General features: G+C 38.1%; 26 protein-coding genes. 2 read left to right on the top strand and 24 right to left on the bottom strand.

Annotated elements, in window-relative coordinates:
- Positions 1-11: 11 nt before the first annotated feature.
- From A3I7_RS0110125 to rplK, 18 genes are all read right to left on the bottom strand, one after another.
- On the bottom strand, positions 12-1226 hold the full coding sequence (locus A3I7_RS0110125) for an ABC transporter ATP-binding protein (RefSeq protein ID WP_018376652.1): 1215 nt from the start codon (positions 1224-1226) through the stop codon (positions 12-14).
- Positions 1226-2032 (bottom strand): ABC transporter permease, encoded by an 807-nt coding sequence (locus A3I7_RS0110120; RefSeq protein ID WP_018376651.1) that lies wholly within the window; start codon positions 2030-2032, stop codon positions 1226-1228. Before A3I7_RS0110120 ends, A3I7_RS0110125 begins: the two co-directional genes overlap by 1 nt.
- Positions 2032-2964, bottom strand: coding sequence for a glycosyltransferase family 2 protein (locus A3I7_RS0110115; protein WP_018376650.1), 933 nt, complete (start codon positions 2962-2964; stop codon positions 2032-2034). The genes A3I7_RS0110120 and A3I7_RS0110115 overlap by 1 nt, the downstream gene beginning before the upstream one ends.
- Positions 2954-4108 (bottom strand): beta 1-4 rhamnosyltransferase Cps2T, encoded by a 1155-nt coding sequence (gene cps2T / locus A3I7_RS0110110; protein WP_018376649.1) that lies wholly within the window; start codon positions 4106-4108, stop codon positions 2954-2956. Before cps2T ends, A3I7_RS0110115 begins: the two co-directional genes overlap by 11 nt.
- A gap of 478 nt (positions 4109-4586) precedes the next feature.
- Entirely contained in the window at positions 4587-5090 is a 504-nt protein-coding gene (locus tag A3I7_RS0110105) for a GNAT family N-acetyltransferase (RefSeq protein WP_018376648.1), read from the bottom strand.
- Entirely contained in the window at positions 5090-6106 is a 1017-nt protein-coding gene (locus tag A3I7_RS0110100) for a PhoH family protein (protein ID WP_033418747.1), read from the bottom strand. The genes A3I7_RS0110105 and A3I7_RS0110100 overlap by 1 nt, the downstream gene beginning before the upstream one ends.
- Before the next feature lie 76 nt (positions 6107-6182).
- Positions 6183-7361: an MFS transporter gene (locus A3I7_RS0110095; protein WP_018376646.1), complete on the bottom strand. Its 1179-nt coding sequence runs from the start codon at positions 7359-7361 to the stop codon at positions 6183-6185.
- A 277-nt stretch (positions 7362-7638) separates the two neighbouring features.
- Entirely contained in the window at positions 7639-8955 is a 1317-nt protein-coding gene (locus tag A3I7_RS0110090) for a LysM peptidoglycan-binding domain-containing protein (RefSeq protein ID WP_018376645.1), read from the bottom strand.
- 182 nt (positions 8956-9137) lie between these two features.
- Complete coding sequence (locus tag A3I7_RS0110085) at positions 9138-9608, bottom strand: NUDIX hydrolase (RefSeq protein WP_018376644.1); 471 nt, start codon at positions 9606-9608, stop codon at positions 9138-9140.
- Between the two features lie 3 nt (positions 9609-9611).
- Positions 9612-10226: a Type 1 glutamine amidotransferase-like domain-containing protein gene (locus A3I7_RS0110080; RefSeq protein WP_018376643.1), complete on the bottom strand. Its 615-nt coding sequence runs from the start codon at positions 10224-10226 to the stop codon at positions 9612-9614.
- A 10-nt stretch (positions 10227-10236) separates the two neighbouring features.
- Positions 10237-10452, bottom strand: a complete 216-nt coding sequence (locus A3I7_RS0110075) for a YozE family protein (protein ID WP_018376642.1) — start codon at positions 10450-10452, stop codon at positions 10237-10239.
- Positions 10453-10973: 521 nt separating this feature from the next.
- Positions 10974-11483 carry a peptide-methionine (S)-S-oxide reductase MsrA gene (gene msrA, locus A3I7_RS0110065; protein WP_018376640.1) on the bottom strand — a complete coding sequence of 170 codons (510 nt, stop codon included), beginning with the start codon at positions 11481-11483 and terminating at the stop codon, positions 10974-10976.
- Positions 11484-11575: 92 nt separating this feature from the next.
- Positions 11576-12070 carry a hypothetical protein gene (locus A3I7_RS0110060; RefSeq protein WP_018376639.1) on the bottom strand — a complete coding sequence of 165 codons (495 nt, stop codon included), beginning with the start codon at positions 12068-12070 and terminating at the stop codon, positions 11576-11578.
- Between the two features lie 25 nt (positions 12071-12095).
- Complete coding sequence (locus A3I7_RS0110055) at positions 12096-12953, bottom strand: CvfB family protein (protein WP_018376638.1); 858 nt, start codon at positions 12951-12953, stop codon at positions 12096-12098.
- Positions 12954-13408: 455 nt separating this feature from the next.
- Positions 13409-13966, bottom strand: a complete 558-nt coding sequence (gene frr, locus A3I7_RS0110050) for a ribosome recycling factor (protein ID WP_018376637.1) — start codon at positions 13964-13966, stop codon at positions 13409-13411.
- A 53-nt stretch (positions 13967-14019) separates the two neighbouring features.
- Positions 14020-14751 (bottom strand): UMP kinase, encoded by a 732-nt coding sequence (gene pyrH, locus A3I7_RS0110045; RefSeq protein WP_018376636.1) that lies wholly within the window; start codon positions 14749-14751, stop codon positions 14020-14022.
- Positions 14752-14860: 109 nt separating this feature from the next.
- Complete coding sequence (gene rplA, locus A3I7_RS0110040; protein ID WP_018376635.1) at positions 14861-15550, bottom strand: 50S ribosomal protein L1; 690 nt, start codon at positions 15548-15550, stop codon at positions 14861-14863.
- Between the two features lie 99 nt (positions 15551-15649).
- Positions 15650-16075: a 50S ribosomal protein L11 gene (rplK, locus tag A3I7_RS0110035; protein ID WP_018376634.1), complete on the bottom strand. Its 426-nt coding sequence runs from the start codon at positions 16073-16075 to the stop codon at positions 15650-15652.
- A gap of 173 nt (positions 16076-16248) precedes the next feature.
- Between rplK and A3I7_RS0110030 the strand changes: the two genes are divergently transcribed.
- Positions 16249-16599 (top strand): DUF3397 domain-containing protein, encoded by a 351-nt coding sequence (locus tag A3I7_RS0110030; RefSeq protein WP_026217224.1) that lies wholly within the window; start codon positions 16249-16251, stop codon positions 16597-16599.
- A gap of 230 nt (positions 16600-16829) precedes the next feature.
- Here A3I7_RS0110030 and A3I7_RS0110025 read toward each other — a convergent pair whose 3' ends face one another.
- The 6 genes from A3I7_RS0110025 to A3I7_RS0110000 all read right to left on the bottom strand — a co-directional run bounded on the left by A3I7_RS0110025 (position 16830) and on the right by A3I7_RS0110000 (position 26156).
- Positions 16830-18206, bottom strand: coding sequence for an ABC transporter ATP-binding protein (locus A3I7_RS0110025; protein WP_018376632.1), 1377 nt, complete (start codon positions 18204-18206; stop codon positions 16830-16832).
- A complete protein-coding gene (locus tag A3I7_RS0110020; RefSeq protein WP_245538858.1) occupies positions 18203-18871 on the bottom strand; it encodes an energy-coupling factor transporter transmembrane component T in 669 nt (222 codons plus the stop codon). The genes A3I7_RS0110025 and A3I7_RS0110020 overlap by 4 nt, the downstream gene beginning before the upstream one ends.
- Before the next feature lie 17 nt (positions 18872-18888).
- The gene (locus A3I7_RS0110015; protein WP_033418743.1) at positions 18889-19479 is read right to left on the bottom strand and encodes an MptD family putative ECF transporter S component; all 591 of its coding nucleotides are present in this window, start codon (positions 19477-19479) and stop codon (positions 18889-18891) included.
- Between the two features lie 108 nt (positions 19480-19587).
- Entirely contained in the window at positions 19588-21249 is a 1662-nt protein-coding gene (locus A3I7_RS0110010) for an amino acid ABC transporter ATP-binding/permease protein (RefSeq protein WP_018376629.1), read from the bottom strand.
- Positions 21242-23017 (bottom strand): ABC transporter ATP-binding protein/permease, encoded by a 1776-nt coding sequence (locus A3I7_RS0110005; protein WP_018376628.1) that lies wholly within the window; start codon positions 23015-23017, stop codon positions 21242-21244. Before A3I7_RS0110005 ends, A3I7_RS0110010 begins: the two co-directional genes overlap by 8 nt.
- A gap of 745 nt (positions 23018-23762) precedes the next feature.
- On the bottom strand, positions 23763-26156 hold the full coding sequence (locus tag A3I7_RS0110000; protein ID WP_018376627.1) for a DNA translocase FtsK: 2394 nt from the start codon (positions 26154-26156) through the stop codon (positions 23763-23765).
- Positions 26157-26308: 152 nt separating this feature from the next.
- On the opposite strand from A3I7_RS0110000, the gene A3I7_RS0109995 reads away from it, so the two are divergent.
- Positions 26309-26584, top strand: a 276-nt coding sequence (locus tag A3I7_RS0109995) for a helix-turn-helix domain-containing protein (RefSeq protein ID WP_018376626.1), incomplete at its 3' end; no start/stop codon positions are given.

The following is a 26584-nucleotide window of genomic DNA, read 5'->3' as shown; positions in this document are numbered from 1 at the left end:
ATCCTCAATTCTCAATCATTAAAAGTCCAACTTCCATTGCGCTGAATTAACCCACTGGCTGAATCCAGTGCTGACTCATCATCTGAAGCAATGTCGTCACGATTAATCCAGATAATGGGTGTTTGAGTAGCATTGGCAAAACCAAGCATTTGTCCCTCCTTATCACGAATAGTGACTTCCAGTTTCATCTTCAAATCATTCACCTGTGACAACGAGCATTCATAAGTTATCTCTTTATGACCAGCCCCAGATGTGGGGATATCCATAGAATTGTCATTATAAATCCAAATATTGCGGTCAATATCTGTTAAAGACAAAGCAATATAGGTAGGGATATCTTCAAGAACATCATAAGAAACAGTAAAAGAGACTATCTCTTTTGGTGTCATACGAGTTGGTGAATGAAGTTCAACGCTAACATTTTCAACTTGAACTACTTCTTCCTTAGTTTCAACTTCTTCTTCAGTTTCATCCAGAACTTGCTCAGTATTATCATAGCTGTATTGGTTAGCAACATCAAACGGATCCCCGTAAGCCTTAACCAGACCATTTTCGATTAGCACAGCACGGTTACAATATTTCTTAACAGCTCCCATGTCGTGGGTAACCAAGATAGTGGTCTTGCCTGATTTTTTGCGTTCCATGAAGTAGTCGTTACACTTACGTTGGAAGGCTTCATCTCCAACCGCCAAAACTTCATCCAGAATCAAAATATCTCCTTGTGCTTTAATGGCAACCGAGAAAGCTAGACGTACTTGCATCCCTGACGAATAATTTTTGAGTTTTTGGTTCATGAATTCCTTCAACTCGGCAAATTCAACGATATCATCGTACATAGCGTCAATTTCTTCAGTGGTAAAACCGAGCATAGCACCATTCATATAGACATTTTCACGACCAGTTAATTCAGGATTGAAACCAACTCCTAATTCGATAAAGGAAACGACTTTACCATCAATGGTCACCTGACCTTTTTCAGGCACATAAATTTGAGAAATGATTTTCAACAATGTTGACTTTCCTGAGCCATTACGCCCAACAATCCCAAAGAAATCACCCTTATTAACTTCAAAATTAATGTCTCTAAGAACATGTTGTTCCTTATAACCTTTTATCCCTTTAAATCGGTTGACAAGAGCGGTACGCAAGCTATGTGTACTTTCTGTAGGAAGTTTGAAGAATTTGGAAACGTGTTCCACTTTTACTGCAACTTGATTTTCTGACATTATAAGATCTCCGCAAATTTCTTAGCATTCTTACTAAACAAGACGTAACCCAAAATAAAAATGAGTATTGGCAAGCAATATGGAACTAGCCCCCAGATATGATGATTATACAAATCCCAACCGCGAGTTGTACCGCTGTAAACAATAAAATGACGTAAATCTTGAATAATCTGCGCAAGTGGATTAAGCATCATCAGTTTAGCAATGGTAAAGTGATTATTTTGAAGAATATAAGTCAGCGAATAAATAACTGGCGTAGCATACATTCCTGCCTGCATGACAACTTCCCAAACAGGACCTAAATCACGATATTTAACAAAGAGAGTAGCAAGAATAAAAGCAACCCCTGTCGCCATCAAAGCTAACTCAATAAAAAGAGGAAAAATCCACAAATATCCCCAACTAATACTAACACCATTAATCAGAGCAAAAACAAGAACAACCAGTAAGTTAATGCCATAGTTAATGGCTGCTCCGACTACTGACGAGATAACAATAATTTCCTTTGAAAAATTTAACTTACGCAAAAGATCACCACGTGTCACAATAGAAACCATCCCCATATTGGTTGCTTCTTGGAAAAACGACCAAGTCACCATCCCAAGCAAAACCGCAATAGCATAGTGAGGAGTATGGTCATCCAAACGCAAGAAACGAATGAAAACCAAATACATAATGGCAAAAAGCATCATGGGCTTAAGGATAGACCAAAGATGCCCAATCAAGCTACCTTGGTAGCGAAGTTTAAAATCTGTTTTAACCATTTCTCTTAATAAGATACGATTTTCCTTATTAAAAAAATTCATTATTTTCTCCCATAACCAAATTTAGTGATAATCAATGTGCGAAAAACCAAGGTGTGAAAACTGCGGTTTTTTCGCAATTTGTAGTGTCTTAGGCGTCTAATACGTTCTAACAAAGGTTGTTCTAAAATAGTAACAAAGGCTTCAACCAAGTCTCGTTTATCCTTGGTTAAATCTAAATCTAACAAAAATCTAGCCTGTGTCTGACTCGATTCAATTAACCACCAGTATTTTTCGACTAATTTATGCGGTTTCAACCAATTTTTCATCCTTTTTGACCAAGTACGAGCTCCCAAAACATTAGCCTCATGCTGACGATAAAGCTCTGTCGGCTGATCAATATAGACCAGATTACCCATACTACTTGCAACCAATGCTAGATACCAGTCATGCATGAGCAACCGATCATACGTTGTCCATAGGTCAGCCAAAACATGGTTAATCATCGTTGTTCCACCAGTCACCGTATTTTCAGTTAATTCCTGAACGAGCTGCGTGTTGGCATGGTCTGACTGAGTCTTAATCATACTTTCGTGTAAAACATTGAGTTTTTGGTCAACAATTTTTAAGTCTGTATAAATCAGAAGAGGCTTGGTTTCATCATATTTTTCAGCTTCAGCCAAGGTCACTTCTAACTTATTAGGTAGCCAGATGTCATCTTGGTCGCTAAAAAAATAATAATCCGCTCTGCTATGTTTCAAAAGTGTGTAAAAATTCTTGATAACCCCAAAATTCTCACGGTCATCAACATTGATAAAGCAAATTCGGCCATCTTGGGCGACAAAATCCTTAATAATCTCTGGAGTCTTGTCACTAGAACCATCATCGCGGATATAAAGTGTCCAATCTGTCACCGTCTGCTGGCGAATGCTCTCAATTTGCTCCGTCAAAAACTTCTCACCATTGTAGGTGGACATGAGTATATTAACTTTCATGTAAAAACAACTCCTCGTACTCCCCTACAATTTTCTCCCAAGTGTAGCTTTCTTTGATAATCGCTCGTGCTTGCTCACCAAGGGCTTTAAAATCAGATTGCTTGTCAACATCGTTGATGAGGCTGGCTAGATTACCCGCCTCTTTTGTCCAATAATAAGCACTACTCTGAGCAACTGATTTGTTAAAATCAACACCAAAAACCAGATTTAAATCAGTATGACCAAGCGCCTCAAGTAAACCAGGATTGGTCCCTCCCACCTCATGACCATGAATGTAGGCGAAAGTATTCTCACGAACATAATTCAAAAGATCTCGATCATAAACTGTCCCAACAAACTTCACGCGCTCGTCCATATCGAATTGTGTCTTCGCTCTCAAAGTGTCAAAATAAGCATTGCCTTCATGATTGCAAATAACCACCAAATCGCGTTTAGTCTCAGACAGCATAAATTCTCTGATGGCAGTTTCATAATTATTTTCAGGCACAAAACGACCAACGATAAGATAGTAGCCTTTTTCAGTCAAATCCCATTTTTCAAAGTAAGTTCTGATTTTTTGGTCTTTGGCAGTTAATGAAGATACCTGAGTATCCGTCCCATAGGCAATAAAACGCGTCTTGGCCGTTGGGTAGGAATTCTTAATGTAGGTTTCAATACCAATATTATCGGAAATGACCAAATCTGCCTGATTTGCCATACATTTCTCGGCATACTTAAGATAAGCTTGAACAGGTTTAGACCATTTGCTACGTTTCCACTCTAGTCCATCAGGATTGACGAAAAGGTGACCACCGACAGCATGAATCTTTTTAACAAATCTGCCAATAAAAGCACCAATGGTGTTTCCCAAAAGATAAAAAATGGGGTTTGAAATTCTTTGCTCTTTCACCATCTTCAGACAATAGTTAATAGCCATCATGTCATAAGCGATAACACGCGCTGGTCCAAGTTTAGGAGCTTTAATGGTAAAACAGTCCGCTCCCAGGTGTTCAAAATGGGTCTCATGCTCTGTGTTACTCAAACAAGCAACATGATATTTAAGATTTGAAGACTGTTGATGTTTTACCAATTCTTCTACAAAAGTCTCAAAACCACCATACTGAGCTGGCAAGCCACGACTTCCGATAATAAAAACATGTTGCACCGCACACTACTCCATTCTAAATACAATCATTGTTTATTATATCATATTATTAAAGGCATTGCGAAAGAAAAAGGAAACCATGCTTAGCTCCCTTTTCATATTTCTTAGCCTTTTTCTTAGAGTCTGCATTCACAAGTAAAGTGCTTTTATCTAAGAGATAGTTTTTCACTAATCAAGGAGTTTTTTGAGGAAATACCGGCTGTATTTTGAAAAAAACTAACGACGAGTAGCTCAAAAACTAGCCTTAGATAGGAGTGCTGAACTGTGAATACAGGTTCTTAAACCTAGGTAAGTTGGTCATACTATCCAAGGCTATATGAACAAGTTTGAGTGGAAAATAATCGTCATAGATTCCACCAATAATCTTATCGTGATAATAAAGAAGATATTCGTCATCATGCTACGATAGGTTACTTCGTCTAAAACTGATAACTGTTCCAAAACAAACTTTCAATACAATTTACTAGATGGTATTTAGTTACCCCAAAAAATTCTTTTCCATTATAACAACAGTATAAGACTCCTGCTCTATTTCGCTTCCAGTCGGTTTGAAGCCTTGTTTTTCCCAAAAGTGTTGAGATTGAGGATTCCCCTTAACATAAGCCAAGCGAACTTTTTGGAAATTTTTTGCAAAATAAGCTAACGCTTCGGTCACAATCTGACTACCAATTTCATTACCTTGATAAGCTTGATTGACCATAAAAAGGCCTATAAAAATCGTCTTTTCATCAGGATAGGCACAAACAAAGTCTATAACAGCAACTAGACTATAACCGTCCCAAAAACCAACGTAGTACTTGTCATCTTGAGTTTTCCCTTGAGGCAAGCGAGCAATATCCTCCATCACACTATCTAAACTTGGCTGAGGAGGACAGTATTGAAAATACAAAGGATTGCTTTCATATAGAGCCAAAACACTTGGAATATCTGATTGAGTCACTTTTCGGCAACTATAAGACTTCGCTAATATTTCGATTTTCATCACTTTCTGTCTCCCATCAATTCAGTTTTTTCTTCTTCTGGAAGATGGCTGCGCCCCGTTTGATTACCATTTTCATAAGCATTGATGATTTCAGCGACCACAGGATGACGGACAACATCTTTGGCTGATAGGTAAACAAAATCAATCTGCTTAATCTTTCTTAATTTTTCGGTCGCATCAATCAAACCCGATTTGACATTGCGAGGTAAGTCAATCTGACTAATATCCCCATTAACAATCATCTTAGAATTGAATCCTAAGCGAGTCAAAAACATCTTCATCTGCATGATGGTCGTATTTTGCGCTTCATCTAAAATAACAAAAGCATCATCCAAAGTCCGACCACGCATGTAAGCCAATGGTGCAATTTCAATGATTTCACGTTCCATGAGCCGCGTAGTCTGCTCTTTACCAAGGATTTGATAAAGAGCATCATAAACAGGTCTTAGATAGGGATCGACTTTTTCTTTGAGATCTCCTGGTAAGAAACCTAGACTTTCCCCTGCTTCTACCGCAGGTCGAGTCAAAATAATACGCTTAACTTGCCCACGCTTGAGAGCCGTCACCGCCAATGTTACAGCTAGAAATGTCTTACCGGTCCCTGCGGGTCCAATCCCAAAGACCACATCATGTTTTTTCACACTATCCACATAAACCTTTTGCCCTAAGGTCTTGACACGAATCGGCTTTCCATAACTATCCTTGATAATTTCCTCCTCATAGAGAGCTACAAACTTATCAATGGAACCATTTTGTGTCATAGACAAGGCTGTCACAACATCGGAAGTATTGACAATCATGCCACGGCCAACCAAAACCAAAAGTGCCTGAATGGTCAAACGTGCTTCTTCAACGGCTTCCTCGTCATCTCCCAAAATTTGCACACGCTCTGTTCGTGCATGGATAACAACATTTAAATGATCTTCAATCAATTTCAAGTGACGTTCATTTGTTCCAAAAAGAGCTAAAACATCATCTGGGTGGGTTAATGTAATATCAACAGAATACTCTTGCAAATAGAGTTCCTCATTTCTTTTATCTGTAATATATTTTATTATATCAAAAAACCACGCAATTGCGTGATTTCTTATGTCATCTGTCATTTGAAAAATAGCTGTGCCCACATATTAGTATCATTCCCAAAACCACAAGAACACTCCCCAGTCCTAAAAAGGTTTGCGAGAACCCAAAGTAATCAATAAAAAGCCCAGTCATTGGAAAAACAAGAATCATGGATAAGCTAAAAAACATAGAGCATACACTGAGCATGGTTGCTCTGACATCACTTGGGATTTGATTCTGCAAATCATTATTAAAAATCGGCAGAAAGAAAGCGTATATCCCGTCAGTCAGCAAATAAATGAGAACATATACCATTGGTATTTTTGTAAAGCTAAAAATGTATAGAAGTCCAGTCAAAGCAACCAGTATTGGTAATATGCGGCTTGCTTTTTGATTTTCACCAAGATGACTAGCCAACCAAACTGCTCCAATATTCACTCCGCTAGAAATCAACATCACTAAGCTAATTTGCCACGAATCAAGGGATTCCAGTTCATTTTGATAATAAAAATAGAACATACACATGAACACACAAATCAATTGACTCACCATGAGCCAGTAAAGCAATCGCGGAGTTCGCCTAAAGACTTTGATTACAGTCTTTATAATATTTTTTAAACTTGCTGGCTGATCTCTCTCTTCCTTAACGCTCGGCTCTTTCATCATAAAGATAAAGAATAGAACTAACAGTGAAAATGCAATCTGAATCACGTAAGTTACATCAAGTAAGCCATGGACAAAAACGCCTGCTATAACTGTTCCCATAGTCCTAGTCGCCTCTGCAGTTCCTGATAAAAAACTTGAAATTTTGAGGAATCTATTTTCAAGCCCCGCTTCTTTAGCAGATTCAAAAAGCATAGCAGAGCTAGTCCCAGAATCAAAATTATAGGACCAGGCGTTAAAAACCATTCCTAGAGCGTATATCCAAAAGTTTCCTTGTCCAAAGAGCATCATTAGACAAGAGATAATCGACATGATCCTACCCAGGTACAAATTCGTCCTGTAATGAAAACGATCAGCCAACATACCCGAAGGGACTTCAGACAAAAGACTAGTAGTGTGGAAAATACTTTCCAATATCCCTACTTGCCAAAGCGTCATGCCATGTTGAGTAAGAAAAAGAATCCAGAAACTGGTAATGCCAAAGAAACTAAAGAACTCCGTTGCTCCTAGCCAGACAATATTATGATGATACGATTTTTTTAACATAGATAATTTCCTTAATAATTGATACAAGCCCTATCGGGCGATTGAAGTCAACAACCTTTCAAAGCAGGTCACTAGAAAATCAAAAGTCAAGCCGATTCATCACCATTATGAACCTTAATTGACTTTAATTTTCACAAAGTATCCATCAGATTTCTCTACGTACGTGCATATAGCCCACTCTCCTTTAAAATTATCTATGTTTCGTATCAAAAATCTGTTTTATTATAGCATAAAACAGCTACTTAAAAAAGTAGCTGTTGAAAAGTAAGAATAATATTTATTCAGTAAAAGAAACGTGAACATGGTCCATATGATTTGCAGTGTCACTACCTCGATCAGGCATTTGATTCCAAGTATTGGCTGGTCCGTAAATGTTATCCCAAGGTGAGTAGAACTTTTGTTGCCAAATAATATATGAGATACCATTATCAGCAATGTTATCAACAGAATATTGTGCAACTTGATCACCTAAGCTTGAATTATCATACACCATGAAATCAATCGCTAACCCTTTGCCGTGATCTTCTGGATCTCCTGGGCGATAACCACTGAAATCAGTAATGCCGTATACACCCGCAACTTCTTCCTTAAAGGCCGCTGTTTGTGGTTGCAACCCTGTGTTATCATAAGTTGTCGCTTGCGTTGACACTGGAGTGACTGTTGTAGTTTCTGACTCTTCAGGTGTCTGAGCAATCGTTTCGACTATTGATTCAGCAGATTCTTGCGCTACAGCTGTTGCCTGTACCCCCTGTTCTTGAGTTGTTACTGGAGTCTCAGTCACTTGGTTTGTGTCAACAACAGTTTCTGCTACCGGCTGCTCAGACTGAGCGGCTGTATCTTCAATAATATTTTGAGTAACTTCTTGAACAGCCGTAGGTGCTGTTTCAGAAGCTGAGACTTGCTCTGTTGTATTTGTTTCTTCTGTGCTAGACTGAGTGGCTTCAACAGTTTGTGAAGTAGCTTCTTCTATTTTTACTTCTTCTGTGGTCAAAACCTCAGAATTTTCAGCTGGATCTGTTATTTGACTAGTCTCTTCACTTGATTCTTCTGTAGATATTGAAGGTTGTGTTTCAGTGATTTGTGCAATAGCATCTTTCACAGGCTCCGTAGTTTGGGCATAAATTTTTAGATTTGACTCTTGAGTATTAATGATGTTTTGTGTCAAATCTGCCACATCCACTACTTGATCACCTACTACAACCTGATTATTTTCCAAATCAGCTGTTGCTTTTACTGACTCTGAAGATTGTTTAGATACAGGTGTCTCAACTGCAACGGTCGCCACTTGATTAGCGTCATTATAAGTTGTTGTCAAGACTGTATTTGGAAAAATCAAATCTAAGTTAGTAATTTGATTGATGTTTGCCAAAACATTAACATCAATTCCCATAGCTTCTGCTACCGTGCTCAAAGTATCGCCATATTGAACTTTATAAGTTGTTTTATTGCCTTCATTAACAAGACTTGCCTTGATTTCATCTACTGAACGAGCTGTCCAATTATTAACTTCATCACCATGAACATGGCTTGCTGCAAACATTGATAGGGCTACTGTTGAAAATAAAAGAGATTTTTTTGTAATTTGTTTAGACATGCGATTTCCTTTTCTATTTTTCGTATACATACCTATATCATATCACAAAGAATAGTGAAATGCTTCCATTTAACTTCTTTTTAAAAGAATTTCCATCTTTGAGAAAAAATCGAAGAATTTGTCATCAAAAAACAACAATTCTTGCGATTTGACCATCAAATACTTATTACCATTAGCTGATATTAATTAGTCCGAAGTGTCAAATGCTCTGGAAGGTTGGCGATTTCCTTTTTGAGAAATTCTGGGTAAAAAGTACTGCGTTCCAACTCCTCAAAAGTCAGCCATTCATAATCAGGCCATTTATGTGATTCCCATTTTCTAAATTTAGCCTCCAAGCTTAACAAATCACTTTGCGATATATCAATCAGGAAATAGAGACAGAGGTCATGAAAACACTCTTGGCTAGTTTCTTCATTAAAGAATGACTGACTAAGCCAAAGAGGCCTAATAACACTTGCTTCTATCTCCAATTCTTCGTGAAGTTCTCTAAGCACTGCATCCTCTGCTACTTCCCCCATTTTCACACGACCGCCAGGCAAGTAAAAATAAGGTGACTTGGCATCTGTTGTCACAAGTAATTGCTCCTCATGAACAATGACCGAAGCTACCCGATAATTAAACCTTTCAGTTTGTACTTGGTACGAAATATCCATTCTCTATTCCTCGACTATTTGATAGCGATTCCCTTCAACGACTACAGCTTGTGCATTATTCAGTGGTAAGATAGCCAAGTTTTCTTGATATTGATCTAAAATGGCTTGCGCCGACTCTTCAAATGGAAATTCTCCGACATGAGGAACAATGTAAAAATCAACCAACTTCAAACCAAAGTCATTTGCTAGATGTGGCGCTTTTTCACGTTCATCCATAAGTTGGCTGTAGGCAATATTAGGACTGGCAATAATCGCTCCCGCAGACTCAGCTAGGTAAGGTAGACCATTTTCAACTCGTTCCTTCAAAGATTTCAACAATACTTTTTTCTGAAGTTCCTGTAAGAGGTAAAAAGAATTCCCGCCTGAAAAATAAACAGCCTGAGCTTGATCAAGTCTGCTTCTAATAGCTACTGCTCCTAGTTTAGCAATATCACAGTCCTCTACAACAACGCCTAAAGACTGAAATAGCTCGCGCCCCTCATCAATATAATCGGTGTACTCTTCCACATTTCCAGCTGTTGCAATGAATAAAACCTGACTAATCTGATGTTTTTGGATAAAATTAGCTAATTGGTGCTTGACACCTGCCAAATAAGACGTTAAAAATAAGTTTTTCATCATTCTCCCCTTAATGCGCTAAATAATCCTCCCAAATCTGATCAAACTGTCCTAGATTAAAGGAAAAGCTGGCGCTATCTTCTAAATAACGACTGATCTCATCAAAGCTATCTGTATGCTTGGGAAAAGTCGTATCGTCAAAAGCCAAGTCAGCTAAAATAGCCACCGGTTCCTGACTCTTGGGATTGCGCTGAGTCATCAGCCACGTGTAAAATGATTTTCGCATATTTTCTCCTTAATAAACAAATTTTTCCTCATTGACACAAACTTCTCGCGTCAACATTTCACTCTCAAAAGTTTTACGCACTTCAATTAAATTTAAAAAAGTGTAGCCTTGTTTTCTCAAGAAGACCAACATGACATGATTCTTGGAATGGATATAGTTGAACAAGGTCTCACCACCCAAAGGAAGAGATAATTTTTCTATCTTTTGAAATAATTGAACTGCCTAGCCCTGATGACGATAGTTTTCAGAAACAAAAAGTTGTTCTACCCAGACGACCGTTCTCTGCCTCACAAACCAAGTACCCTATTAAGTCCACCTCCGACAAAGATACCGTAAACGGGAAAATCTTTCTCTAAAAAATCTCAAAACTCCTCACGTCCCTCATAAAAATCAGGAGCAAGCAATCAATTTTTCAAAGCTCGCAAATGAACCCGAAAGTTGACTATCAGAGACGCCGTCAATTCCTTGTGACTTTCATTTTAGTAGATAATTTTAATTGGCATAGCATCTTTCTAAAAAGCTTAGTGCCAATTCTCGTCCAAAAATTGGTGGCGAATAGCTGAGCTCTGAGCATAACGTTCGGGATTTGTCCTATAGAAACCTTGATGATAGGACTCTGCTTCATAGAAAGGTTGGGAAGGCTCAATGTTTGTTACGATAGGTTGATCAAAACGGCCTGAAGCCTGTAGATTAGCCTTGGAATGCTCTGCTATTTCCCGCTGCTGCTCATTAAAGTAAAAGATTACAGGGCGATAATTATCTCCCCTGTCTTCAAACTGGCCAAAAGCATCTGTCGGATCTGTTTGTGCCCAATAAATTTCAACCAAATCTGCAAAAGAAATCTTTGACTCATCAAAAATAATCTCAACAGCTTCAGTGTGTCCTGTTGTTTTTGAGCACACCTCTTCATACGTCGGATTTGGGACATGCCCACCCGTATAGCCTGAACGAACAGATAAAATTCCTTCTTGCTCTTCAAAAGGCTGCACCATACACCAAAAACAACCTCCAGCAAAAATAGCACGTTCCATGATTTCCCCTTTTTATCCAAATTGTTTTTTATATTGTAGCAAAAAAATCCCAGTTTGTCTGAGATTTTAATATCAATTGATTTTTCAAAAAGCTATAACAGATTTATCACTTGATAAAGCAAACCCGCTATTGGACAAACCAGCAAAGGCCATAAGAAGAGGTGTTCTGGGAGTCCGAAATGCAACATCCAGTTTCTGGTATGCCAGTCTGTACAGTCCTCTGTTCCCGGAATCATCAGGCGAACCATCATTTTTTGACGAAAAAACCAGTCCAGGCCTATCAGATCCCCCACATTAACCAAAAACAGCTGCCAATAACCGGTCATAAATAACGGCCAAAAGCCCCTAACAGGTAGATAAACCGTCGTCCCCAAGCCTAAACCAAAAGTTAATAGATAAATCCAAAACAGCCACTTTCTCATCTTTTTGCGCTGAAGCAAGTCAGGTTTGGGAGTAACCTGCTGTACTTGCTTAGGCAACATGGAAACCACAGCCCGTGGATAAGCCAACCAAAGTCTAGCGATTGCCACATTGAACAGTAAACTCATCAGAAGCCCAACCAAGGTCACATGCAAGCATAAAATCATTACTGACTAGCCTCCATCCCAAAACTTAATCAATTAATTCTGTTCCCAGTTCGTCCTGCTTGATTTTCTTAGCCTTCATGAGTCCACCTAGAGCCTTTTTGAATTGACCCTTAGAAATGCCGAAGGTTTCCTTGATATCCTCTGGGGAGGACTTGTCATTAAGGGTCATGAAACCTCCATTAGCCTCAAGGTAGGTCAAAATCATTTGAGCATCATTTTCCAACATTTCAAAAGAACGTGGTCTGAGGGAGAGATTTAGGGTGCGGTCAACCTCACGGAAACCAATGACACGCGCCTTAACAACCTCACCCAAACGTGGCTCTGCAAAACGTTCACTTGGATGAATAAAACCGAGCATATTATTTTCAGGAAGATACACGAAAGTTCCAGATAATTTTAATCGGTAAACAATAGCTGGCCAGGTTTGATTTTGCATATTATTGTAAGCTGGCCCCGCCATTTTTTGAAAGACTTCCTGATCAGCAGGTAGAGCCCAAATACGGTCTTTTTTATCCACTTCTAGGCGAACATAAAGTTTGTCACCTTTTTTAGGCCATAATTCCTTTAATTCTGGAAGAACATCAAGGGATATAACAAACTGCTTATCTTCAAGTCCAATATCCAAAAAGATACCCAAATCTCGTCGAACCTCTGTCACAACTCCCCAACCATAAGTCGTTCTGGTTGCCGCGATTTCTTTTGTCGTCAGACGAGCTTTTTGAAGCGTATCGGTATAGGCAAATCCTGAGACCATGTCACCAATATGATGTAAGCCTTCCGATTTATCAAGAGCGAAGGTAGTCCCATCTTTTTGGACAAAATAGTTTTTTTCGTTTTCATCGGTCACCATGCCTGTTATGACCCTTGCAAGTAAATGATTCATAATTTTTCTTTCCATTCTTGTATTCAATCAAAATGATGTTAGATACAGACTTTCTACAGAAAATCTGTCTTTTTGAAATTGAATATTTTATCGCTATCAAATAAATAAAACTAGATTTTTGTAGACTAGGATTAGCGATCATATTGAGTACATAGCCATTAAAAAAGGAAGCAGGAGAAAACTCAATAAATGAAAAGAGTTCCCCTCACTCCCATATTTACAGGTTGGAACCAAAATAGTCCACTGAATCACCTTACTCTCATCCCCACATCGCTCAAAATGACTTGGAGATAGGTTGAGAGTGAAAATATGTAACCAACTCTGTTCGCAACAGTGTCTCCCAAATTCAGAGGGTGAAACCTGAATAAATCCCCCAATTGACCACTGTATAGAAATGGTAGCACGAACCTTGGAAAAGCAATATTGGACTATTTTCCAATACCTCATTGTCTCACTCAGACAGTGAGCAATTCCTTTTCTTTTTCAGCCGTCATACTATCAATCTTCTTAACAGCATCATCTGTAGCTTTTTGAATCTCTTTTTCAAGAGTTTTCAATTCATCTTCAGTGATTTCTTTGTCCTTTTCTTGTTTTTTCGCTTCATTCATAGCGTCTTTGCGAATATTGCGGATAGCAATCTTTGCATTTTCACCCACTTTTTTCACTTCTTTAGCCAAGTCTTTACGAGTTTCCTCTGTGAGAGCCGGGATAACCAAGCGAATCACTGAGCCGTCATTTGCAGGGTTGATACCTAAGTCTGACTCATTGATTGCACGTTCAATATCCTTGATTGAAGACTTATCAAATGGTGAAATCAGAAGCACACGTGCTTCAGGAACAGTAATTGAAGCCAATTGATTAAGTGGAGTTGGCGCACCGTAATAGTCAACTTGGATACGATCTAAAAGTGAAGCATTAGCACGTCCTGCACGAATTGAAGCAAATTCACGAGCCAATGATTGATGGGAATGTGCAAAACGTTCGTTTGCTTTTTCGATAATAGCGTTAGCCATGAGTAAAGAATTCTCCTTAATGTTTCTTGATTTAGTTAATAGTGAAGGTTTTCTTAAAGGTGTTCTACTTTGTTTGAAACCGTTGTTCCAATATTTTCACCAAAGACAACACGCTTGATATTACCTGCTTCATTCATATTGAAGACAACGAGATCAATATCATTATCCATTGATAGTGTTGAAGCTGTTGCATCCATAATTTTGAGACCACGTTTAATAACTTCTACATGGGTCAATTCGTCAAATTTGACTGCATTAGCATCTTTTTTAGGGTCGGCATTGTAAACACCATCAACACCATTTTTCGCCATAAGGATAGCATCTGCTTCAATTTCAGCAGCACGAAGAGCGGCAGTGGTATCAGTCGAAAAGTATGGTGATCCAATACCAGCACCAAAAATTACAATACGATGTTTTTCAAGATGACGAAGGGCGCGCCCTCGAATATACGGCTCAGCTACATTTTGCATTGGAATAGCCGTCTGAACACGAGTATCAACACCATATTGCTGAAGACTGTCAGCCATAACAAGAGCATTCATGACAGTTCCCAGCATGCCTGTGTAATCTGCCTGAACACGATCCATACCTGCCGAAGCTGCAGGTTCGCCGCGCCAAAGATTACCACCACCAATAACAAGGGCAATCTGCACACCTGAATCATGGACTTCAGCAATTTCTTTAGCAATAGTTTGAACCGTAGGAAGGTCGATACCTACACCCTTGACACCTGCTAAAGCTTCACCAGACAATTTGATTAAAATACGTTGATATTTAGGTTTCACGATGAATTACTCCTTTTTTAGTCCTTACTATTTTATCATAAAATAAGGCTTTTACCTAGTAAAATATCTAAAAAATCCATCTCCTGAGGAAATGGATTTTATTTATTGATTAAAGTGAATTTGGATCTACTTTGATACCAACGCCTTGTGTTGTTGTAATAGATACGTTAGTCATGTAAGTACCTTTTGAAGTAGCTGGTTTAGATTTCACCATAACATCATTGAAAGCCTTGAAGTTTTCAACAAGTTTATCTGCATCAAATGATACCTTACCAATAAGTGCTTGAACGTTACCTGCTTTATCAGCACGGTAAGTGATTTTGCCACCTTTAGACTCTTCAACTGCTTTAGCTACATCCATAGTTACAGTACCAGTTTTAGGGTTTGGCATAAGGTTACGTGGCCCAAGGACACGTCCAAGACGTCCAACGATAGCCATCATATCAGGTGTCGCAATAACAACATCAAAGTCAAGCCATCCACCGTTGATTTTAGCGACAAGGTCATCTTCACCAACAAAGTCTGCACCAGCTGCTTTAGCTTCTTCAGCTTTAGCACCACGGGCAAATACAAGAACACGTTGAGTTTTACCAGTTCCGTTTGGCAATACCATCGCTCCACGGATTTGTTGGTCAGCTTTACGAACGTCAATGTTAAGGTTGTATGCAACTTCTACAGATGCATCAAATTTTGCGAAGTTAGTTTCTTTTGCAAGCGCTACAGCTTCTTCAACGCTGTATGCTTTTGTGCGATCGATTTTTTCAAGCGCAGCACGCATTTGTTTGCTTTTTTTAGCCATTTTAATTTTCTCCTTGTAGTGTGGTCATATCGATTTGATTTAAAATCTCCCACGTCACTCATCAAAGATGAGGTCATGCGGGTCTTGGGGTGTTATTGATTAGTCAACAACAGTGAATCCCATAGAACGAGCAGTACCTTCAATCATACGCATTGCAGACTCAACGTTTGCAGCGTTTAAATCTGGCATTTTAGTTTCAGCAATTTGTTGTACTTGCGCACGAGTAACTGTTGCAACTTTAGTTTTGTTAGGTGTGCCTGATCCTTTTTCAACACCTGCAGCTTTTTTCAAAAGAACAGCAGCTGGTGGTGTTTTTGTTACAAAATCAAATGATTTGTCTTCATACACAGAGATAACAACTGGGATAATCATACCAGCTTGATCAGCTGTACGAGCATTAAACTCTTTTGTGAATCCCATGATGTTAATTCCTGCTTGACCAAGAGCTGGTCCGACTGGTGGAGCTGGAGTAGCTTTACCGGCAGGAATTTGAAGTTTTACGACTTTTTCGACTTTTTTAGCCATGATATAAAATCCTCCTGTTGTGGTTTTTACGGTAATTAAAGATTTTTACCTCCCACAGATATGCTCTTTAGCATACTTGTCTATTATACCTCAATCCTGCAAGAAAGCAAGTCTTTTGTATCTTTTTTTATGAAAAAGTTGCTAACTGGAGCATTTCAGTATAAAATAGAATCATGATGATGTATAAGTTGATTGCACTGGCTTTTGTCCTGTTAACTCCTATTTTTGCTAATATTGTTACTCAAATTTTTAGGTTAGAGCGTTTTGGTCTAAAATTTCCAGATCTCTCTTTACCGCTTTTTCTCTGGGAAATTGTCATTGTTTCTGACAAATTTTTCACGCACAGCTGGCTTCCTTACTATTTGATTGTGATGTCACTACTTGCCATGATACTAGCTGTTTTTTTGCTAAAAAGAAGCAAACATTTTTCCTATAAACGCTTTGGAAAACTTTTTTGGCGAATAGGTTTTATTCTCACATTCATTTTCTATTTAGTCTTGCTAGCATTTATTATGACTACTTAAACATCAGTAATAATGTATCTGTGCTAATTACTCTGAAATTTATCCTTTTCAAAAATCAGAACAATATTTTTCACATTACCTTGATATCATCTCGAACTCAGTTCCTTCCCATTTTTTGATTTTCGGTGGGAGGGGCTGAGCTTTTTTTATCTTGGACAGGATTGTTCTGGATTTTTTCTTTCAACTTTTGCTATCATCTACTTTTGAAACACAGTGATGATAAACATTTTTTAGGGGACTTTGCGAATAAATCGAATTTGCTGACAGGCTTCGTTAATTAGCTCTAAATCATGGGTAATAACAATTATAACGCGTTCTGGACTTTTTAGTTCTTGTAGCAATTTACTAAAAGATAACATTTGCTCATAGTCTAAACCACTGGTTGGTTCATCGAAAATAATTATCTTTTTGTTTGAAAGCAAGGCATTGGCAATAATGACGCGTTGCTGTTCTCCTCCAGAAAGAGAGATTGGGTGACGGTCGAGAAGCTGACTTAATCCCAGTTGTTCTACCACTTGCTTAAAATCTGCAGTCTTGCTGTTACCAAGCAGTATTTCTTTACGAACACTGTCCGAAAATAGCTGCAAGCGAACATTTTGCATAACATAAGCCGACTGTTTCAAGCGCTCCGATGGCGACAATATTTTTTTACCAAAGTTGACATCCCCGTCACTGGTCTCTATTCCAGATAATATTTTTGCCAAGGTTGATTTTCCGATTCCATTTGGCCCAACTAACGCTGTAATACAATTTTTAGGAAAATGTAAATCTGCTATCTGACCTAAGTTAACTTTATTATTTCTTAGCTGCAATCTTTTGGTGCTTAACCCTAACAAACAGCTGTCTTCTTCATAAAATTGTTTCAATTCCAGATGTAAGCCCCGCAGACCAAATTTCTTTCTATCTTCATTTGTCAAGTCCAACCATTCCTCTTGACTCCAACAATGAGCTATTTCCCCTTTTTCAAAATAAAGGTAACGATCACCTAGATTTTCCAGATAATCTAAACGATGCTCTGCAATAACAATAGTAACCCCCTGTGCTTTTAGCTTGGATAGATAGTTTCTAACCATTTTCACCCCTTCAGCATCTAAATTGGCAGTGGGTTCATCCAGTATCAACAATTTCGGACTCTGCATCTGGCTGCTAGCCAAGGCAATTCGCTGCTGTTCTCCCCCAGAGGCTGATAATAAATCTTGATCCATCAGACTTTGAAGGTGGAAAAATGCAGCCGTTTCGTTCAGACGTTCGCAAATGCTTTGGGAAGGTAGTCCTTGATTTTCACAAGGAAAGGCTAATTCCTGCTCTGTTTTTCGATAAAAAAATTGACTGGCTGGATTTTGAAAGACAGTGGAGGTTAGTTTTGAAAATGTTTCTATTGAGTCTCTCCCTGGCACCAGACCAAATATGTTAATGTCTCCACTGTATTCACCCTCGAAATATTCTGGAATAAGGCCATTTAATAAACGTGTAAAGCTTGTTTTTCCACTACCACTTTTACCGCAAAGTACCAGACATTCTCCTTCTGGAATGGATAAATCTGAAATACGCAAACTCGGTTCTGGCAAGGAAGTGTATCTAAAAATAAGATTGCTAACCCTAATCATCTGACACCTCCAAGAAAATAACTCAAGGATAGGCCTAATAAGAATATCAAGATGAAATAATCAAACCTTCCAAAACGATAAGTAATGTAAGAAGTTTTTGCACCAGAATTTCCAGCTGATTTCGTCAAACTGGCAATTGTCAATTCCTGCGCAGTTCGAGTCATCGACATTAACAACGGAATAACTAAATGCTCAAAATAAGCTAAGGGACGCTTAAGCAAATCAAGGGGTGTCAAATAGAGCCCCCTTAATTTCAAAGCAGTTCTAATAGATCTATAATCTTGTTTTATCAGTGGTAAAAACCTCATCAGAACTGCAACAGCCAACAAAAGACTTTCCGGAATATGCCAAGTTCGCATACATGTGATAAACTCATGAACAGAACTTCTCAATATACTGCTTCCCACGATAAAACAAGGCAGCAAGGAACGACTGCCAACAGCCAATAAATTGATATAAGAAACGTCTTGATTAAGCACAACGAGAAATTCTTCAACAAAAACAAGAAAACTAAATAGCATCAGATAAGTCACTGCCCTTTTTCGATCTCCCTCAAGAAATAAGCAGAAACAAAGGAAAACTACCAAAATACTCTCATAGTGAATTGGAATATGAGCCAATAGTAACATGTTAACGCAAAGCAGAGTTAAAATCTTTGTTCGCATATCACTATGATAATATCTCATTTTACCAAACCGGCCTTTGAAAAATGTTTTTTTAACATATATTGTCCAAAAAGACCCCCAATTAAAGCACCAAGAACTATACAAAGGCTCAACCAAGCAACATTCCCCAAATTAAAATCAATCATTACTTCACTAATATAGGTTTCACTTTTACCACGAGCTACTAAACGATTGATATAGGCTTCCCTAACAACCCACATCATCATTATCGGGGCTAAATTTCCGAATGAAAAAACGACATATGACAGCAAATTTAGCAGCTTCTTTTCATAGTTACCAATTTTAGCAATCAAATCTGCTGCCACACCACAAATGAGGCTTGGTAGAAACGATAATACAAAATGACCTGATAAGAAAAAGAATAGTGACATCACTGCTGCTAGCAGAGATATATTGCCAAATTTTTTTGTTTTTGCAATCAATAACATGTAAACAGTACCCGCAAAAAGTGCTGTAAAAGCTGGTGCATACTTCATATTAGCATTATGCTCTACCAGGACACTTACCAAAGTTCCCAGACAAACAAAAATAAAATACATTGCGGCATAAACACCTGTAATAATAATATCTTTCGTTTTCACTAACATATCTCCTAATCTATAAAATTTCCTTTAAAAGTAAGAGAAAATACTCCGATTAAATCATGATAACATAACTTAACCTATCCGAAATATCACTTCAGTGCAACTAGCATCTCAGATAAGCTTCAATGTTTTATCATCTACCTTATAAATCAAATCGCTGCAGGCAAGAGTGCTTTCACGGTGTGAAAGTAAAAATACATACCCATTGCACTGTTCTCTAATAACCTGTAGCAAAGAAGCCTCATTTAAAGAATCAAGATTGCTGGTTGGCTCATCAAAAATATAACAATCTGCTTTTTTCAAAAGTGCCCTTGTTAATTCAAGGCGTTGCAGCTCCCCTGCTGAAAAAATCTTCTGCTCATTATTAAGTACTGTATCTAGCCCTTGCTCTGTTGATAAAATAATGTCTTTAATGCGACATTTCTCAGCAGCCTCCAAAATCATTTCATCTGTAATATCTGGATTACTTAGAGTTAAATTATCACGAATACTTTGATTGAAAATTTGTGGAATTTGTGGAATATAGGCTATTCTTTTTTGAATATCACGTGCTGATAGATCCGAAATCTTTTTCTCATTGATCCAAATCGTTCCCATTGTATTGTCATACCAACGCATAATCAATTTCATTAAAGTTGATTTCCCAACACCAGATTCCCCCATAATACCAATGATTTTATGATTTTCAAAGGTAGCAGACAGATTTTCTAAAATCATCTGTTCTCGGTTGCTGTAGGAAAAACCAACCTTATCAAGAGTAATTGAAGAAATATTCTCATCAAATGCCTGCCCAGTTCTAGCAACTTCTTTTTCATCTAGTAATGTTAAAACTTCCCTTGAAGCCCCCATTGCTCGCTTAAATCCTAGTGGTAATCTGCTCAATTCTAGATATGGAGCAAAAGATGTTGAAAAAATAATGATAACTTTTGTTGCTGCTGAGAGGCTAAATGTCCCTTGCTGTGCTCCATGAAGTGCAATTGCTGCAACAACAATAATTGATAAACCAATCATTAAAAAGGACAAAGCTGATTGAAAATACTGTAAACTAGCCACTTCCTTTTCACACGCATTAACGGTTTTACTTTGCTTTTCTAACTGAGATAAGCGTGATTTAGTCTGACCAAACTGTAACAACTCTTTCATACCCTTTAAACTGTCTAAAAATAATGAGATATAGGCCTTCCGTACTTTAGTCTGTTTAGCTAATAAAGGTTGCAAACGCTGACTAGAAAATCTTGGGAGTATAATTGCTAGAATAAAATAGGATAAGAGCGCAGTTAATGCAATATAGGGCGATACTATCACATAATATCCTGATAAAAGAAGTGTTACAATAGTAGCTGTCAAAACAGGAGGAACAGTATGTGCAAAAAAAACTTCCATAGCTTCAATATCCTCACCAATCATCTTTAAAAGACGTCCGCTGTCTTGTTGGTCTAACTTTGTTGGTGCCAGACGACGTAGCTTTGAAAACACCATGCAACGTAATTCATAAAGTGTTTTAAATGCGACATAGTGACCAAAATAATGTTCTAGATAACGAAAAAGTCCTCTTGAAATCCCCAAAATCAACAAGAGAAGAAGAGTTCGGAGAGAAGGCCTGTGTCCGTCTAGCCCTTGCCAAGCCAAGTCAATCAAAGTAGCTGGAATGAGTAAAGTCGTGATAAAGCCAAGAACAGCACCACCAATCGCTCCAATATAGTACATCCACAAGTGCTTAACAAGCTTCACCAAACGCTTGATAACACTCACTGTTTTTATTTTATTATCCATGCAAAATACTCTCCAATTCTTTCTGAGTTTCCACCAAGGACTTAAACTCACTATTTTTTTGGAGTAGTTCCTTTGGAGATGCAAGTGTAATATTATGCTGACGATCAATAAAGAGAACCTGATCTGCTTTTACCACTTGCTTTGTTTTATGCGAAATAAAAATAACAATAGCACGATCTGCCATTAGTGTGATGTAGTTAAAAATAACTGATTCACTCTCGCCATCTACACTAGAGGTCATTTCATCAAAAATATAGATCGAGCGATTGGCAAGCAAGGCTCTTGCACAAATGATCTGTTGGCGTTGACCAGGTGACAGTAAATTACCATTTTCACCAACAATAGTATGAATCCCTTCCGGCAACTGATCAATAAAGGTCAAAAAGTGATGTTGTTTAAGCCAAGTCAAAACTTCTTTCTCAGACAAATCTGCTCCTAAAAGAAGATTTTCATAAATGCTCTGATTAAAAAGATAGGAATCTGGTGAAACATACATAACATTTTGACGGACACTGTCAGATGAGAAAGCTGACAATGGAGTTTGATTAAAGTATATTTCACCCTCATTAATCCTTAGCTGCTTTTGAATTAACTTAGCAAGGGTAGATTTTCCTAGACCACTTTCTCCTGCAATCGCAAAAATACTTCCTTTTGAAATAGTAAAATTCAATTTTGAAAAAATCTGACTTTTCCCATATGAAAATGACACATCTTCAAAAGTGAGGGTTGAAATTTGGCTAGTGATTGGGGAGAGTATTTCCTTGTCACTTTCTATTTCTACACTATCCAAAAATGTATAAATACGATCTGCCATTTTAGTATTCATCATAACAAGATGCATTCCATACCCCATTTCACGAATAGGAGTGAAAAATTCTGCAGCTATTAAAACAAAAAAGATCATATTGAGGATATCAAGATTCCCTGAGGCTAGGGATACTGCAGCTGCAAATCCAGAAAGCCCTACACCAAGATACATTACTCCGTTCATATAACCAACTGACTGTAACTGAAAATAGAGTAATTGCATCGTTGATTGACGAAATTCCTCTGCACGCTGAACGAAGCTTTTCTCATAGCGTTCGTCAGCATCATAAGTATATAAGGTGTTCATCCCCTTAAGATCGTCCATAAATAGATTTCCGACATCCATATAAGTTCCCCAATAGTGATTCATAATCCGCTTAGAACGCTTTTGCATCGAAATAATAGAGATGGGAATCAGAGGCAAACAAGCAAGAAAAATTACTCCTCCTATCGGATAAATCCAAACGACTAGCAAAAGGATAGTAGCGCAGTTAAGGTAGGTACGAAGTGAGGTCATCAAATAATGATGAAAATAAGTGTCCAGACTATCAATCCCCTGAGAAGCAACGGTCATCACATCAGCCACCGAAGTTTCCTTTCCAAAATCTCCACCTTGACCTTGAAAAGCTGCAAAAAATCTCCTTTTCAGATTATTTCTGGCAAATTGAGAAGCGGATCCTTGGTAGTTTTTAGCCACTAGGGCAGCGAGGAAACCAACAAGCGCCAATAGCAACAATTGCCCGACCAAATACCAAACAGATATAGCCTTTCCAAGGTAAATTGCCTCAATATTTTTGGCAATGAGAAAAAAAGATAAGATTCGCATAGAAAATTGAATCCATGCAAAAAATGCAGCAATATATAAATCTCGTTTATGTGGACCGATTTCAGATTTCAAACGTGCTAACAAACCCCTACGGCGTTCACGAGATATCCGATTAGTTGAAGTTTCTTCAGCCATGATGTCTCCCTCTTGATAATAATTACCTTGCCAATACCCAATAAAAATCAAAAATAGATGAAATTGAAATTCATCAATCTGAGTTAATAAGTACCTATTTAATGTTCATAGAGTATAAATTCCTTGTATTCGGAATTAGTTTTACTTTGCAATTAAGAACCTGTATTCACAAGTGAGGTGCTTTTATATAAGAAATAGTTTTTCGCTAATTAAGGCAGTTTTTTGAGAGAATACTGACTGTATTTTGAAAAAAACTGACAATGAGTAGCTGAAAAATTATCCTTAGATGGAAGTGCTGAACTGTGAATGCAGGTTCTAAGTCTAATAGATAAAAATAACTCCTTACTCCCTCATTTTTATGATAATTCGGTTACTTCATTGCTATCTATCATCATTGAATCTTACAAGATTAAACATTATTATAGCACAAGTTTTATTGTTTTTGTAATTTTCTGACTATTTGTAATAATTCTAATTTATATTGATAATGATTTTTGTTAAGACAGCTATGGACTCCACTCAATAGCAAATCTTTCTCTTTGTATCTATCAGGAAAGAGACGGTTTTTCCTTGAAATACTACCTCTTTTAGATTCGTATGGTAAGTCTAACTTCAACAAGAACTCGAAAAGAAGATGCAAACAACAGATTATCTTTATTTTTTTAATAATGTTAAATAAAAAAGCCTAAGAAGAAAGCTACAAGCTTTACCTCTTAGACATTTTACTGATTTTACTGATTAAAGATTATTGATTTGTTTGCAAAACTTTACGCGGTTTCGTTCCTTCGGCAGGACCAATTACTCCTGCTTCTTCTAATTCTTCCATAAGACGTGTGGCTCTGTTGAAACCAACAGACAAACGGCGTTGTAGCATTGAAGCGCTAGCTTTCTGAGTTTCCAAGACCAGAGCCCTAGCTTCCTCAAAAAGTGGATCTCCTTCAGCTGCTCCACTTTCACTACCAGCTGCTGAATCATTATCAGACACTTCACCAGGATCAAAGCTATGATCATAGTCCGCATCAGCTTGTTCTTTTATAAAAGTCACAATCCGCTCAACATCATCATCAGAAATGAAGGAACCTTGAAGACGAACAGGGTGATTCTCATCTATAGGCTTAAAGAGCATATCACCTCTACCAAGTAACTTCTCTGCACCATTTTCATCAAGGATGGTACGGCTATCTGTCCCTGAAGAAACAGCAAAGGCTACACGAGAAGGCACATTTGCCTTAATAAGACCACTGATAACATCAACGGATGGCCGTTGGGTAGCAAGAATCATATGGATACCTGCCGCACGTGCCTTTTGTCCCAAACGGATAATGGCATCTTCTACTTCTTTGCTGGCAACCATCATCAAATCAGCCAACTCATCAACAATCACAACAATCAAAGGAAGCGGAATCTGTTTTTCCTGAGAGGAGGCGTTCCATTCTTCCACTTTAGCATTGTAACCTGCAATATTGCGAACACCAACCTTGCTGAAAAGTTCATAACGATTTTCCATCTCATCAACAACTTTTTGCAGTGCTTTGGCTGCTTTTCGAGGATTAGTTACCACGGGTATCAACAAATGTGGAATATCGTTATAGACGGACAATTCAACCATTTTAGGATCAATCATCATAAATTTGACTTGATCGGGTTTAGCCTTCATCAAAATACTGGCAATAATGCCATTAACAGCCACAGATTTCCCAGAGCCCGTTGAACCTGCGACCAGTAAATGTGGCATACGCGCCAAATCAAAACTACGAGCACTTCCATTTACAGCCTTACCAAGTGGAACTTCCAAAAGCTTATCAGAACTTGTATTAGATTGCTCCCAAAGTTCTCGGAAAGAAACGGTGGCTATCTCTGAGTTTGGAACTTCAATACCAACTAGAGATTTCCCAGGAATTGGAGCCTCAATACGAACATCTTTTGCAGCCAAGGCTAAGGCTAAGTCGTCAGCTAGATTAGAAATACGATTGACCCGAACACCAACAGCTGGCTTAACTTCATACTTAGTTACCGAAGGACCAATCTCTGCGCGTTCGACCTTGACATCTATGCCAAAACTCTTGAAAGTATCTTCCAAAACCTTGATATTTCGACGAACCAGATTCTTTTCCTTAGATTGATTCTTAGGCTTATCTGGAGCAAACAAATCAATAGAAGGTAACTTATAAAGGAGAGGAGCCTTAGGCGTGAAATCAACAGTTAGATTATCTTCAAAGTCCTCTTGATCAACTTGTTCTGTCTGCAAAGGTTCTTCTTTATCAAATAAACTCGCTTCGTCCAAATAGTTGAGAAAATCGTCATCTGAGTGATTAGCATTATAGGAGATGATTTCAGGTTCGACCTCTGTTTCTTGTGGAAAGTAATCATAGTCAGACTCTTTTATGGGAATATCTTCATAGATCTCTCCTGTTTCTGGATCAATTGACATATCTGCCAAACTTTCCTCTACTTCCTGAGCTTCTTTTTCCAATCGCGCCTGTTCTTCAAGCGCTTTTTTCTCTTCACGTTTGACAAAGCGTTCTTGTTTCTTCAATTCATGCCGCGCAGCTATTTTTCCTCCTAAGATCTTTAAGAAGCCAGTCACATCATAAACATCCCAAGAACTCATGAGAAAAAGACCCAAAATCAAGAAGAGACCGCCAATCATAAAAGAACCGACATTTGAAAAAAGAAAAGCTACTGGTTTATATAAAACCGCTCCAAGCATACCACCGCCAACAAAATGATTGACTTTAAAAGTGATCAAATCATCAAAAATAAGTTTGCTTGTTGTTGTGAAAACTTCCTTGTCCCGATAATCCATCATGGAGAAAAGATAGGCATGCCACTCAATCAAAAGACCTATCATGGTAATAACAAATCCACCAACTAGCCCTTCTTGTTTATGAAGCCATTTAAAACCTATAATGTAAATCAAAACAGCAAACATAAGAAGGTACGCCAGACTCCCCACAAAAAATCGCATGACATTATAGGCTGTTACCCCAAAAATTCCTAGCCGAGTAATGGCGAAGAAAAAGACGACTATTGTGATAACAGCCAAAATAAGACGTCTTAGTGCTTTTTGTTTTTCTATTTCTGCTTTAGTTGGACGACGAGTCGTTCGTCCTTTTTTTGTTTTTTTAGATTTTGCCATGCGTCTATTATAACATTTTTTCTAGTCAAGGAAAATCAGCACTTGTTCGACAATTAATATTTAATCCCGCGTTGTAAAATGAAGTGCAACAAAAAAGACATGTTCGTCTGATATACTAGAATTCCCCAACTCAGTATAGAAAGCAGATGAACATGTCCACTAATCATTCTACCAAAAAATCTTCGTATTCACACCTTTCAGCCTCTGAACGNGGAGAAATCAGCGCCTATCTCAAGATGGGCAAGAACCCCTCTGAGATTGCTCGTCTGCTTGGGCGTCATCGCTCAACCATCAGTCGTGAAATCAAACGAGGAAGTGTTTCTCAGGTTCAAGATAAGAACGGGAAACGAATCTACTCAACGGTTTACTTTCCAGATAGTGGTCAACGTGTTTATGAAACCAATCGTCGAAAAAGTGCCTATCATAAA

The sequence above is a fragment of the Streptococcus orisratti DSM 15617 genome (genome assembly GCF_000380105.1).
Lineage (GTDB): Bacteria > Bacillota > Bacilli > Lactobacillales > Streptococcaceae > Streptococcus > Streptococcus orisratti.
This window is presented reverse-complemented; position numbering and strand designations above follow the sequence as displayed.